The 12,909-nt window shown below is 63.8% G+C and carries 10 protein-coding genes; 4 read left to right on the top strand and 6 right to left on the bottom strand.

The window, feature by feature from the left end:
- Positions 1–18: 18 nt before the first annotated feature.
- Entirely contained in the window at positions 19–1,041 is a 1,023-nt protein-coding gene (locus LPB260_RS00825; RefSeq protein WP_208706765.1) for an NAD(P)H-dependent glycerol-3-phosphate dehydrogenase, read from the bottom strand.
- A 401-nt stretch (positions 1,042–1,442) separates the two neighbouring features.
- Between LPB260_RS00825 and LPB260_RS00820 the strand changes: the two genes are divergently transcribed.
- The 3 genes from LPB260_RS00820 (at position 1,443) to fabB (ending at position 5,325) form a co-directional block, all read left to right on the top strand.
- Positions 1,443–3,371 carry an ATP-binding protein gene (locus tag LPB260_RS00820; RefSeq protein ID WP_208706764.1) on the top strand — a complete coding sequence of 643 codons (1,929 nt, stop codon included), beginning with the start codon at positions 1,443–1,445 and terminating at the stop codon, positions 3,369–3,371.
- A gap of 205 nt (positions 3,372–3,576) precedes the next feature.
- Positions 3,577–4,092, top strand: a complete 516-nt coding sequence (gene fabA / locus LPB260_RS00815; protein WP_208706763.1) for a 3-hydroxyacyl-[acyl-carrier-protein] dehydratase FabA — start codon at positions 3,577–3,579, stop codon at positions 4,090–4,092.
- A gap of 12 nt (positions 4,093–4,104) precedes the next feature.
- The gene (gene fabB, locus LPB260_RS00810) at positions 4,105–5,325 is read left to right on the top strand and encodes a beta-ketoacyl-ACP synthase I (RefSeq protein WP_208706762.1); all 1,221 of its coding nucleotides are present in this window, start codon (positions 4,105–4,107) and stop codon (positions 5,323–5,325) included.
- A gap of 63 nt (positions 5,326–5,388) precedes the next feature.
- Here the strand turns inward: fabB and LPB260_RS00805 are convergent, their stop codons facing one another.
- The 3 genes from LPB260_RS00805 to LPB260_RS00795 form a co-directional block, all read right to left on the bottom strand.
- Positions 5,389–7,014 (bottom strand): methyl-accepting chemotaxis protein, encoded by a 1,626-nt coding sequence (locus tag LPB260_RS00805; RefSeq protein ID WP_208706761.1) that lies wholly within the window; start codon positions 7,012–7,014, stop codon positions 5,389–5,391.
- A gap of 372 nt (positions 7,015–7,386) precedes the next feature.
- The gene (locus tag LPB260_RS00800; protein WP_208706760.1) at positions 7,387–7,851 is read right to left on the bottom strand and encodes a DUF3859 domain-containing protein; all 465 of its coding nucleotides are present in this window, start codon (positions 7,849–7,851) and stop codon (positions 7,387–7,389) included.
- 65 nt (positions 7,852–7,916) lie between these two features.
- Positions 7,917–8,939: an amidohydrolase family protein gene (locus LPB260_RS00795; protein ID WP_208706759.1), complete on the bottom strand. Its 1,023-nt coding sequence runs from the start codon at positions 8,937–8,939 to the stop codon at positions 7,917–7,919.
- A 223-nt stretch (positions 8,940–9,162) separates the two neighbouring features.
- Here LPB260_RS00795 and LPB260_RS00790 point away from each other — a divergent pair, with 223 nt between their 5' ends.
- Complete coding sequence (locus LPB260_RS00790; RefSeq protein WP_208706758.1) at positions 9,163–10,023, top strand: pirin family protein; 861 nt, start codon at positions 9,163–9,165, stop codon at positions 10,021–10,023.
- Between the two features lie 57 nt (positions 10,024–10,080).
- On the opposite strand, the gene LPB260_RS00785 is transcribed toward LPB260_RS00790, so the two are convergent.
- Positions 10,081–10,866: a dienelactone hydrolase family protein gene (locus LPB260_RS00785; protein WP_208706757.1), complete on the bottom strand. Its 786-nt coding sequence runs from the start codon at positions 10,864–10,866 to the stop codon at positions 10,081–10,083.
- 102 nt (positions 10,867–10,968) lie between these two features.
- On the bottom strand, positions 10,969–12,873 hold the full coding sequence (gene htpG, locus LPB260_RS00780; RefSeq protein ID WP_208706756.1) for a molecular chaperone HtpG: 1,905 nt from the start codon (positions 12,871–12,873) through the stop codon (positions 10,969–10,971).
- Positions 12,874–12,909 lie beyond the last annotated feature (36 nt).

Below are 12,909 nucleotides of genomic sequence, written 5' to 3'. Positions count from 1 at the left end.
TCCCTGAGAAATGCGGGCCTAGAAGCCCGTGGTGGAAATGAAATCGACGTCGGTCTTCGGCTCGGCCAGCATCAGCAGCTCGATCACCTGCCCCAGCGTACGCCCCTCGAACAGGATGGCATGCAGACCGGCAACCAGCGGCATGTACACCTGCAACTCCTCGGCCTTGGCCTTGAGCACCTTGATCGTGTTGACGCCCTCGGCCACCTCGCCGAGGCGCTCAACCGCATCGTCCAGGCTGAGGCCTTCGCCCAGGGCGAAACCGACCTGGTAGTTGCGGCTCTTCGGCGAGGAGCAAGTCACGATCAGATCGCCCACCCCGGCCAGGCCAAGGAAAGTCATCGGGTTGGCCCCCAGGTGCACGGCGAAACGAGTCATTTCCGCCAGGGCGCGGGTGATCAGCATGCTCCTGGTGTTCTCGCCCATGCCCAGGGCCGCTGCCATGCCGGCCATGATGGCGTAGACATTCTTCAAGGCGCCGCCAAGCTCCACGCCGAAACGATCGCCGCTGGCGTAGACGCGGAAGGTGCGGCCATGCAGGGCGGCCTGCACCTGCTGGCAGAGCGCCTCGTCCTCGCTGGCGATTACCGTCGCGGTCAGTGCGTGCTCGGCCACTTCCTTGGCCAGGTTCGGCCCGGACAGCACGCCGATGCGTGCCTGTGGGGCGATCTCTTCGAGAATCTGGCTCATCAATTTGAAGCTGCGCGCTTCGATGCCCTTGGTGGTGCTGATCAACAGCTTGCCGGCCAGTTGCTCGGCCACCGGCTGCAAGGCCTGACGCAAGGCGCTGGAGGGCAGCGCCACGAAGACCAGCTGGCAGGCGCCGAGCGCCGCGGCGAGGTCGCAGAGAGGCTCTACCTCGGGGTGAATCGTGACCCCTTTGAGGTAACGCGGGTTCTCCCGGGTGGTCAGGATGGCCTCGACCTGCTCTGGGTCACGCATCCAATGCAAGACGTGCCGGCCGTTCTCCGCCAGCAGGTTTGCCAGCGCGGTGCCGAAGCTGCCGCCGCCGAGCACGGCAATGGGGTGCTGCTCAGTCATAACGAGTCCGTAGTGGGTCATGGGTGGCAATCTGCAGGCATTATACGGGGCACAGGTTGGCCGGCCAGCTTTTCGCCGCGTTTACGGTCAATGCGCCGTGCCCCAAAAATCTCGTTCGACATGCACCAGGCGACTGGCAAAGGCGTTCAGCTCGGTTAACATGCGCACTTTCGACGCGAACAAGGCCGTTGCGTGGCAGCCCGATTCCCAAGCGTTTCCTGCCCTCGGGCGCATGATTCAGCCGCTAAGCGCGCCGGATCGAGCCGACTCGTCCGGCTGCGCGCCTGGTGTGGCTCGGCAAGTGGCAGCCTGGCAACGAAATCTCAAGTGCCCGGCGCGCAGGCCAGAAGCGCCGCCGAAGCTCGCCGCCCTAAGCATTCATTGGTTGAAGGAGACAGCCCGTGAGCAAGGGTCGCGGCTGGGACATTCATACCCGCACACAATTGATCAGCGTGGGTCCGGCGTTATTGCTGACCCTGCTACTGACCGGCTTTTTTACGTTCGAGCGCCTCCAGGACCTGCGCCTGGAGCTCAACCACACCGGCCAGCTGATCGCCAATCAGCTGGCGCCAGCCAGTGAGTACGGCGTGGCTTCGGGCAATCTGCAGGTACTGGATACGCTGCTGCAAGCCACCCTCAGCACTCCGCATGTGCGTTTCCTCGAGGTGCGCGACCGCGACGACAACATCCTGGTCTATGTGGAACAACCCAGCGGCCTCGAGCAATCCAGCGCCCGGGTGGAGGTCTTCCAGGCGCCGATTCGGCTACAACAGGCCGGCCTGGCTGACACCGCCCCGCAGCAGCCCCCCGGGCTCACGGCTACCTTGCCCGACAACCAGCTCGGCTACGTCGTGGTGGGCATGTCGGGCGATGCGCTCAATGACCGTCAGCAGGCTCTGCTGCTCAAGGCCGCGGTCCTGGCGCTGTTTGCCCTGCTGCTGACCTTCCTTCTCGCGCGCCGACTGGCGAGGCGCATTTCCAAGCCCCTGGGCGCCATGGGCAAGGCGGTCACGGCGATTCAGGCGGGCGAATATCAAACCCGCCTGCCAGAACTGGAGACAGGCGAACTGGGGGTACTGGCCCAGCACATCAACAACCTGGCCGGCGAACTGCAACTCGCCAGCCAGGAGCAAGAGCAGGCCATGGCCCTGCTGGTCAAGGCACGCGAGGAGGCGGAGCTGGCCAACCGTGCCAAGTCCGACTTCCTGGCCATGATGAGCCATGAGCTGCGCACCCCGATGAATGGCGTGCTGGGCATGCTGCAGCTACTGGAGACCACCGAGCTGACGGGGGAACAGGCGGAATACGCCGCGCTGGCCAGCGAATCCACCGAGCACCTGCTCAAGGTCATCAACGACATCCTCGACTTCTCGCGCATCGAGCGCGGCGCCCTGGAGCTTGAGTGCATTTCCTTCAACCTGCTGGAACTGATCCAGGGCTCGGCGCTGGTGTTCCAGCATGGCGCTCAGCAGCGCGGCCTGAGCCTCGAACTGGATACCCAGGACGGACTGGAGCAACTCGAGGTCCAGGGCGATCCGACGCGCATCCGGCAGATCCTGGTCAACCTCATCGGCAACGCGCTGAAGTTCACCGAACAAGGCAGCGTGCGCCTGGAAACCCGCTGGCAGGCCCTGGACAACCAGGTGCTCTGGTTCAGCTGCGCGGTGCACGACAGTGGCATCGGCATCTCGGCAGAACGCCTGGAACAGATGTTCGACGCCTTCCAGCAAGCCGACAGCTCCATTTCCCGACGCTATGGCGGCACCGGGCTCGGCCTGCCGATCGCGCGCACCCTGGCCGAGCGCATGGGCGGCATCCTGCGCGCGGAAAGCCGTGAGGGCCAGGGCTCGACCTTCATTCTGGAGGTGCCACTGCCCTTCTCGCTGCAGTCCCGGCCCCGTACCTCGAGCGCAGAGCTCGAGGGCCAGCATGGCCAGGGGCAGAAAGTGCTGCTGGTCGAGGACAACCCGGTCAATCAGACGGTGATCGAAGCCATGCTGCGCAGCCTTGGCTACGAGGTCGACCTGGTCGGCGATGGCGCCCGGGCCGTGCACAGCGCCGAGCAACAATGCTACGCGGCGATTCTGATGGACTGCCGCCTGCCGATCATGGACGGCTACGAAGCCACTCGGCAGATTCGCCGGCTCGACGGGCACGGCAGCATGCCGATCATCGCCCTCACCGCCAATGCCCTGCAGGGCGACCGGGATGCATGCCTCGACTGTGGCATGGACGATTACCTGGCAAAACCCTTCAAACGGGCCGACCTGCAGCGAATTTTGCAGCGCTGGCTGCCCGCTCAGGCTTCGGCCTCAGGCCAGGGCTGTTAAACTGCGATTGGCTCCCGGTCACCGGCGCGCAGGCTTGGCGTCTGTGACAAGGAGTCAGGAGCAGAGTACAACTGTACTCGACGCGCTGTGACTTTCCGCACATCGCAACAGTCTATGACTAGGCTGCTGGCAGGCGCACACCGGTGCGCGGCCAGCCAGGACGACTTGCCCAGCCTTGGCGCGTGGGGATTATTGAGGAGCTCGCATGACCAAACAAAACGCCTTCACCCGGGAAGATCTGTTGCGCTGCAGCCGCGGCGAACTGTTCGGCCCAGGTAATGCGCAACTGCCCGCGCCGAACATGCTGATGATCGATCGCATCACTCACATCAGCGACACGGGCGGTAAGTACGGCAAGGGCGAAATCGTCGCCGAGCTCGATATCACCCCGGACCTGTGGTTCTTCGGTTGCCATTTCGAAGGCGACCCGGTGATGCCGGGCTGCCTGGGCCTCGACGCCATGTGGCAGCTGGTCGGCTTCTTCCTCGGCTGGCAGGGCAACCCCGGCCGTGGCCGCGCCCTCGGCTCGGGCGAAGTGAAGTTCTTCGGCCAGGTCCTGCCGACCGCCAAGAAGGTCACCTATAACATTCAGATCAAACGCACCATCACCCGCTCGCTGATCCTGGCCATCGCCGATGGCAGCGTCAGTGTCGATGGCCGCGAGATCTACAGTGCCGAAGGCTTGCGCGTCGGCCTGTTCACCTCTACCGACAGTTTCTAAAGGATTCTCTCCATGCGTCGCGTCGTGATTACCGGTCTGGGCATCGTTTCCTGCCTGGGCAATGACAAAGAAACCGTCTCCGCCAACCTGCGTGCAGGCCGTGGCGGTATTCGTTTCAATCCGGAATACGCCGAGAAGGGCCTGCGCAGCCAGGTGTCCGGCTCCGTCGACCTGAACCTGGAAGAGCTGATCGACCGCAAGGTCTACCGCTTCATGGGCGACGCTGCCGCATTCGCCTACCTGTCGATGCAGCAGGCCATCGCCGACGCGGGCCTCAGCGCCGAAGAAATTTCCGACCCGCGCGTCGGCCTGGTCGCCGGCTCCGGCGGTGCCTCCACCTTCAACCAGATGGAAGCCATGGACATCCTGCGCGAAAAGGGCGTCAAGCGCGTCGGCCCGTATCGCGTGCCGCGTACCATGGGCAGCACCGTTTCCGCCTGCCTGGCGACCCCCTTCAAGATCAAGGGCGTGAACTACTCGATCTCCTCGGCCTGCGCCACCAGCGCCCATTGCATCGGCACCGCCATGGAGCAGATCCAGTTGGGCAAGCAGGACATGGTCTTCGCCGGCGGCGGCGAAGAAGAGCACTGGAGCCAGAGCTTCCTGTTCGACGCCATGGGCGCCCTCTCCACCCAGTACAACGAGAGCCCGGAGAAGGCCTCTCGCGCCTACGACGCCAAGCGTGACGGTTTCGTCATCGCCGGCGGCGGCGGCATGGTGGTGGTCGAGGAGCTGGAGCATGCGCTCAAGCGCGGCGCCAAGATCTACGCGGAAATCGTTGGCTACGGCGCCACCTCCGACGGCTACGACATGGTCGCGCCGAGTGGTGAAGGCGCGGTACGTTGCATGCAGCAGGCCCTGGCCACCGTCGACACGCCGATCGACTACCTGAACACCCACGGCACCTCGACTCCGGTCGGCGACGTCGCGGAAAGCCGCGCCGTACGTGAAGTGTTCGGCGACAAGGCACCGGCCATCAGCTCGACCAAGAGCCTCAGCGGCCACTCCCTGGGTGCTGCCGGCGTCCAGGAAGCGATCTACTGCATGCTGATGATGGAAGGCAACTTCATCGCCGGCTCGGCCAATATCGAGGAGCTTGATCCCGAGATCGCCGACCTGCCGGTTCAACTCAAGACCGTGGAGAACGCCAAGATCGACACCGTCATGAGCAACAGCTTCGGCTTCGGCGGCACCAATGCCACCCTGGTGCTCAAGCGCTGGACCGGCAAGTAAGCAGCTTGCTTGCTCGCAATTGAAAACGGCGCCCTAGGGCGCCGTTTTTCATGGTTCATCACTTCATACGGTGAAGCGTGCGACCATGCCATTGAGGTCGACGGCCAGCCGCGAGAGCTCCTGGCTCGCCGCGCTGGTCTGGTTGGCGCCGGCTGAGGTCTGCAGCGCCAGGTCACGAATGTTCACCAGGTTGCGATCGACTTCGCGCGCGACCTGCGCCTGCTCTTCGGCGGCACTGGCTATGACCAGGTTTCGCTCGTTGATCTGGGTAATCGACGAGGTAATCCGATCCAGCGCCTCGCCGGCCGACTGAGCGACCTCCAGGGTCGAGCGCGCGCGTTGATTGCTCTGCTGCATGGCATCGACCGCCTGATCGGTGCCCTGCTGAATGCCGCCGATCATCTGCTCGATCTCCTGGGTCGACTGCTGGGTGCGATGGGCCAAGGCACGCACCTCATCGGCCACCACCGCGAAACCGCGACCGGCATCACCCGCCCGGGCGGCCTCGATCGCCGCGTTGAGCGCCAGCAGGTTGGTCTGCTCGGCAATCGATCGAATCACATCCAGTACCTGGCTGATGCCCCGGACTTTACCTGCCAGCTGTTCGACCTGGCTGGCGGTATGGGTAACATCGCCGGCCAACTGGCTGATCGAGTCGACGGTTTGCAGAACCTGCTGGCGACCGAGCCGGGCCGTCTTGTCGGACTCGCCGGACGCCTGGGAGGTACTCACGGCGTTCTGCGCCACTTCCTCGACCGCCACGGTCATTTCGTTTACCGCGGTCGCGGCCTGTTCGATTTCATTGCTCTGGGCGTGCAGGCCACGGGTGGAGTCTTCGGTCACCGCGTTCAGTTCTTCGGCCGCGGATGCCAGTTGATTCGAGGAGTCGGCGATACGCTGAATGGTGTCGCGCAGGCTGCCCTGCATGCGTTTCAAGGCCTGCAGCAACCGCGCGGGCTCATCGCTTCCCTCGATCTCGATCGGCTTGGTCAGATCGCCTGCAGCCACGTACTCCGCCGCGCGGACCGCAAGTTCCAGAGGGGCGACGATGCTGCGGGTAAACAGCGTGGCCAGCAATGCAGTCAGCAGGCCCGCGGCGATGATGGTAATGACCACCCAGTCGAAGGCCTGGTCGTAGGCCGATTCGGCGCGCTGGGCTGCTTCACCCGCCTCGTCGCGATTGATCCCCATCAGCTCGACCAATGCCTTGGTCATGCCGTCGGCATGCAGGTTGATATTACCGTTGAGCGCCACCATGGCCTGTTCGCGCTGGCCCTGCGACACCAGCCGAGCCACTTCGCCCTGGTACTGCAGGTACTGTGACTGCTCCGCCTTGAAGCGCTGGTAGGCGGCCCGTTCTTCGGCCGTGGTCAGGTACTTGGCGAAGGTGTTATCCAGGGTGCGTACATCGTCCAGCAGTTGAGCCAGCTTTGCCTGGGTTTCCTGCAGCAAACCGCTGTCGGTCACCACCGCCAGGCGGTAAGTCAGCACCCGCACACGCAAGATGGTCTGGTTCAGCTCACTCAGGGCAATAATGCTCGGCAGCCAGTTTCGATCTACCTCGTTGGCTTCCTTGCGCATGGCGGACATCTGACCAAGGGCAAACACCCCCAACAGCAGCACAATCAGGCCAATCAAGCCGAAACCCAGCGCAGAGCGCGGCGCGATATTGAGATTTCTCAGGGACATTCGAGTATTCCTATAGCATGGCCGTCTGCGGGCCAAGGATCGATCATGCTTGCCTGGCGGGCACTGGCCCACCGCATGCTGTTTATCGGCCCACTGAAAAGAACCTTAAGCCCGCGCTCCGCTCGTTTATCGGTATTTCCGTGCGTAGTCGGGGTCCGAAACCGTGCAGTCTAGTAGGTCTGCCCAGAATTCCCGGGGCGATCCGCCGCGATGCAACCAGAAGACCCGAATCGCCCCCTCGCCTGCCTACCGCTTCGCCAGCATCGGCTCCCGAGCGCGAAACGATGGCACCAACCATGCTTTTCCGGACAGCGAGCAATGCCAGCAACAAAAAAGCCGACGCAAAGGCCGGCCTTTTCATAAACCTGGTATCTAGCGCACCACAAATCGCTGTTCGGCGAGTTTGCGGTCATCCTGGAACACCAGGAAATGCCACTCTCCAGGGACAACCTCATAGGGCTCGCTGAACTCGAAGGCCATGGTGTCCTGAGCGGCCTCCGGAACCAGCTTCTGCACCACCACGAACTTGTCGTGGCGGGCTCCATCCGGGGTCGTCACTCCAGGAGTGAGATACAACAGGGTCAATGGCGCGCCCCCTGCAGTCTTGCCGGCGAGGCTGTAGCGCAGGCCGAATTTGGTACCGAGCTTCGCCGGTATCACTTCGCTGCGCTCGATCGGTTGCCGGTGGCGAGTCAGCACCCGCTCGCCTGGTTGGAAATCCTCATACTCGCTGACGAAGATGCCATGTTCCACCTCGCCTTCGACGCGAACCTCGGCCTGAACCCAGCCTGCCAGCAGCATGAGTGCGATCAGTGCACTGAATCGGGGGTATTGCATAACGCGCGCTCCTTGTTCGAGATGGCGCGAGCCTATGACAGCCGAGTGACAGCTTGATGACGGCTCTACCGGCGCGCTGCCGCCTTGACTCGCCGCGGCAGCACGGCCAGAAAGTTGTCGCGCGCCACCCGCTGCGCCACATCCTCCGGCAAGGCGTCGAGAAAGGGGTCGAAGCCGCGGAGAAAGTCGCCCAGGCTGTCGAACCGGCCCACCACATCGGAGCCGAGCATGAAGCGCGCGGGATAGCGGCTGACCAATTGCACCCATTCGGGGTCGGGCCTGCCCTGCTTATCCAGCAGGTACGGCTTGAGCACGCTCCAAGACAGGTCGATATACAGGTTGGGGTACTCCTCCAGCATGCGCCGCACAGTCGGCAAGAGGAAATCCAGCTTGGTTTGATGACGGTGAATTTCCGCGCTGGTGCCGGCATGGGCCCAGATGAAACGTACATGGGGGTGGTTGCGCAGCGGCTCTTCGATTTCCGCCAGATACAGCGGGTTACGCTCGCGTTTGGAAGTGATGTTGGCATGCAGCAACACCGGCAGATCGTATTCGGCGGCCAGGTGATAGACCCGCGCCATCGCCTCGTTGTTGGCCCGCGGCACATCGCCCTGCATCAGCGCGGTAAGGTCATCGTGGCGGGTGAACACCTCGCCGATGCCTTGCCACAGGCCGGGGTCCAGCTCGAGCATGCGGCGGATATGCGCATCGGCGTTCTTGTCGTTGGGATTGAAGCCCGACAGAAACGGATGAAACCGCTCGCGCTGTTCAGCCGGCAACTGTTTGTAGGCATGGGCAATCAGCGTATCGGTAGCGCTGTACCAGTACACACCGGCATCGTCCCCGGCGTAGTAGCGCGGGCGCTTGGGTTCGTCTTCATGCCACTTTTTCGCCACCGGAATGCCGGCGAGCATGACATGCTCAACCTGGGCAGCGGCCATCGCCGCCAGCAACTTGTCCATTCCGGCGCTTTCCTGGAAGAAGTCGACGTAGTGCAGGTGTGCATCGCTGTAGCGGTAGTCACGGGCCAAGGCGCATGCCGTGGTCGCCCCCAACAGCAGCGCGAGCGTCAGTCGCAGCAAGATCAATACGGCATCCTCATCCTGTTATGGGCAGATAGACTGCCGCAGCGCCCGGCAAGTTCAGCAGCATCCCGACGCCGACGACATGGGCTAGGCTGCTGGTCTGTAAGGCCCAAGGGGTTGCGGAACCGGGAGTACGCATGAACAGCATCAGCAACGAAGAGACCCAGCTGCAACGTGTCGGCATCGGCCCGCACAGGCTGCACGGCGATATGTCGGAGGCCCAGCAATGAGCCGAGTGCTGCTGCTGCGCCCGCGCCAGGAGGTGATCGAGGGCCAGCCGATCCTCCGCCCACTGCCTTCGGCCCAGTGCCGTAGCGTCGGCCCCTTCGTATTCTTCGACCACATACTGGAACATGACTATCCGGCCGGCAGTGGCCTGGACATCAGGCAACACCCGCACATCGGCCTCTGCACCCTCACCTACCTGCTCGAGGGGCAGCTGCAGCACAAAGACAGCCTCGGCTCGGACCAGCTGGTGATGCCGGGAGAGGTTAGCTGGATGAATGCGGGACAGGGGGTCGCGCACGTCGAGCGTACTCCGCCGCCACTGCGCCGGCGCGGCTCGCGCCTGCACGGTCTGCAAGTGTGGCTGGCGCTGCCCAGCGCCGACGAGCAGGGGCCGGCGAGCTATGGCCATTACATCGCCGAGCATCTGCCACGTAGCAGCGCCCTGGGGGTGGATATCTGCCTGATCGCCGGCAGCGGCTTCTGCCTGGAATCGCCGGTGCCGGTGCGCTCGCCGACCCTGTACGCCGAGCTGAAGCTGACCGCCGGGGCCAGCCTGGCTATTCCGGTCGAGCACCGCGAACGCGCACTCTACCTGATCGACGGCGAAGCCCTGCTGGATGATCAGCCGCTGCCATTGCGCGGCATGGCGGTGCTGCCCGAGGGCGCGCCTTTCACCCTCAGTGCCTGCAGCGAATGCCACCTGGTGCTGATTGGCGGCGCGCCACTGGGCCCTCGGCGCATGGTCTGGAACTTCGTCGCCAGCGACCCGGCACTGATCGACGCCGCGCGCGAGCGCTGGAAGAACCACGACTGGCCCCGGGTTCCCGGGGAAACTACGCGCATCGAGCTGCCCGGCTGAGCAGCGCCCCGAGAGCGGCCAGCAGTTGGCCAGCAAGAGTGCGAAGGGCGGGCATGCTCAGGGTGCGGCAAATACCTCATCGAACAGATCGTTCATGGCGCGATAGGCCCGTGCCGCTACCTGCGGGTGGTATTGGTTACGCCCCGGATTGTTGGCCTGGGGATTGGTGAACGAATGCACCGCGCCGCCATAGCTGATCAGTTGCCAGTCGACCTGCGCCGCCTTCATTTCGGCCATGAAGCCGCCGACCTGGGCCGGTGGCACCGAGGGATCCTCGGCCCCGTGCAGCACCAGCACCGGCGCCTTGATGTTCTGCGCATCGGCCGGATTGGGCGTATCCAGGTTGCCGTGGAAGGACACGAATCCCTGCAACGGCGCCCCTGAGCGCGCCAGTTCCAGCACTGTGCCGCCGCCGAAACAGAAACCGATGGCGCCCAGCCTGCCCGTATCCAGCCCGGTATCGCGACCCTGGGTCCTGAAAACCTCGAGCGCCGCCTGAGCGCGCTTGCGCATCAGCGCCCGGTCGGCGCGCACCGCTCCAGCGGCGGCTCCGGCCTCCTCGGCATTGCTTGGACGCACCGCCTTGCCGTACATGTCGGCCATGAACACCACGTACTTGTCGCCGGCAACCAGCGCCGCCTGTTTCTCCGAGTTTGCCGTCATACCCAGCCAGTCCGGCACCATCAGCAAGCCCGGGCGTGTGCCGCTGACCGTATCGTCATAGACCAGGCGGCCCTCGAAGGCGACCCCATCGATTTCGTAGGGCACCGGTTTGACCACCACTTCAGCCTGCACCGCCCCCACCAGCGCGCACAAGCCAAGGGCCATCAGTGATCTGCTCATGATCCTGCTCCTGTTGCATGACTCTCTATCAACAGTAGCGCGTCGCGCAGCGCGGCCCAGAAAAAAGCCCGCTTGCGCGGGCTCCTTTCGTCAGCAGGCTGGTCAGGCCGAAAGTTCGACCAACAGCTTGTTCAGGCGCTGCACATAGGCCGCCGGATCCTTCAGGCTGTCGCCGGCCGCCAGCGCGGCCTGGTCGAAGAGGATGTGCGAGAGGTCGCCGAAGCGGTCCTCGTCCGGCTCGGCATCCAGACGCTCGATCAGCGGATGACCCGGGTTAAACTCGAAGATCGGCTTGGACTCCGGCACCTTCTGCCCGCTGGCCTCGAGGATCTGGCGCATCTGCAGGCCCAGGTCCTGCTCGCCGATCGCCAGGATCGCCGGCGAATCGGTGAGGCGATGGGACACCCGCACCTCGGCCACCTGCTCGCCCAGGGCCGCCTTGAGTCGCTCGACCAGTCCTTCCTTGGCCTTGGCGACTTCTTCCTGGGCCTTCTTGTCCTCTTCGGAGTCCAGCTTGCCCAGGTCCAGGTTGCCGCGGGCCACGTCGACGAAGTGCTTGCCGTCGAACTCGGTCAGGTAGCTCATCAGCCACTCGTCGATGCGGTCGGTGAGCAGCAGCACCTCGATACCCTTCTTGCGGAAGACTTCCAGGTGCGGGCTGTTCTTCACCTGAGCGTAGGATTCGCCGGTCAGGTAGTAGAACTTGTCCTGGCCCTCCTTCATGCGGCCCAGGTAATCGGCCAGGGATACGCTCTGCTCGCCGCCGGCCTCATGGGTGGAGGCGAAGCGCAGCAGGCCGGCGATCTTCTCCTTGTTGGCGAAGTCTTCCGCCGGGCCTTCCTTGAGCACCTGGCCGAAGTTCTTCCAGAACGCCTTGTACTGCTCGGGTTCGTTCTTCGCCAGCTTCTCGAGCATGTCCAGCACACGTTTGGTCAGCGCCGACTTCATCGAATCGATGATCGGATCCTTCTGCAGGATCTCCCGGGAGATGTTCAGCGACAGGTCATTGGAGTCGACCACGCCCTTGATGAAGCGCAGGTACAGCGGCAGGAACTCGTCGGCCTGGTCCATGATGAACACACGCTGAACGTAGAGCTTGAGCCCCTTGGAGGCGTCGCGCTGGTACAGGTCGAAGGGTGCACGGCCCGGCACGTAGAGCAGCGAGGTGTACTCCAGCTTGCCCTCGACCTTGTTGTGGCTCCAGGACAGCGGGTTCTCGAAATCGTGGGCGACGTGCTTGTAGAACTCCTGGTATTCCTCATCCTTGACCTCGGTGCGCGGACGGGTCCACAGGGCGCTGGCACGGTTGACGGTTTCCCACTCAGGCTCGGCCGGCTTGTCCTTCTCCTCGCCGTGGAACTCCTTCGGCAGCTCGATCGGCAGGGCGATGTGGTCGGAATACTTCTTGATGATGTTGCGCAGGCGCCAGCCGTCGGCGAACTCTTCCTCGCCCTTCTTCAGGTGCAGGACGATACGGGTGCCGCGCTCGGCCTTGTCGATGCTGGCGACGCTGAACTCGCCCTCGCCATGGGATTCCCAGTGCACCCCTTCGGCGGCCGACAGGCCGGCGCGACGGGTGAATACCTCGACCTTGTCGGCGACGATGAAGGCCGAGTAGAAGCCGACGCCGAACTGGCCGATCAGGTGCGAATCCTTCTTCTGGTCACCGGACAGGTTCTTCAGAAAGTCGGAGGTGCCGGACTTGGCGATGGTGCCGAGGTGGGTCACCGCCTCGTCGCGGCTCATGCCGATGCCGTTGTCTTCCAGGGTGACGGTCCTGGCGTCCTTGTCGAAGCTGACGCGGATCTTCAGTTCGGCGCCGCCCTCGAGCAGCTCCGGCTTGGCCAGCGCCTCGAACCGCAGCTTGTCGACCGCATCCGACGCATTGGAGATCAGCTCACGCAGGAAGATCTCCTTGTTCGAATACAGCGAATGGATCATCAGGTGAAGCAGTTGCTTCACCTCGGTCTGGAAGCCCAGGGTTTCTTTTTGAGTTTCCACACTCATGGTCGTCTAACTCCACATTGATGACTAAGCCGCAGC

It is taken from the genome of Pseudomonas sp. LPB0260, assembly GCF_013388395.1.
Note: the sequence above shows the minus strand (reverse complement) of the source record. Positions and strands in the feature narration are given on the sequence as shown.

Coding starts and splice junctions, on each gene's coding strand:
- LPB260_RS00805 (WP_208706761.1), bottom strand. CDS start 7,014: ATGTCCCTGAGAAATCTCAATATCGCGCCGCGCTCTGCGCTGGGTTTC.
- fabA (WP_208706763.1), top strand. CDS start 3,577: ATGACCAAACAAAACGCCTTCACCCGGGAAGATCTGTTGCGCTGCAGC.
- LPB260_RS00800 (WP_208706760.1), bottom strand. CDS start 7,851: ATGCAATACCCCCGATTCAGTGCACTGATCGCACTCATGCTGCTGGCA.
- LPB260_RS00825 (WP_208706765.1), bottom strand. CDS start 1,041: ATGACTGAGCAGCACCCCATTGCCGTGCTCGGCGGCGGCAGCTTCGGC.
- htpG (WP_208706756.1), bottom strand. CDS start 12,873: ATGAGTGTGGAAACTCAAAAAGAAACCCTGGGCTTCCAGACCGAGGTG.
- LPB260_RS00790 (WP_208706758.1), top strand. CDS start 9,163: ATGAGCCGAGTGCTGCTGCTGCGCCCGCGCCAGGAGGTGATCGAGGGC.
- fabB (WP_208706762.1), top strand. CDS start 4,105: ATGCGTCGCGTCGTGATTACCGGTCTGGGCATCGTTTCCTGCCTGGGC.
- LPB260_RS00785 (WP_208706757.1), bottom strand. CDS start 10,866: ATGAGCAGATCACTGATGGCCCTTGGCTTGTGCGCGCTGGTGGGGGCG.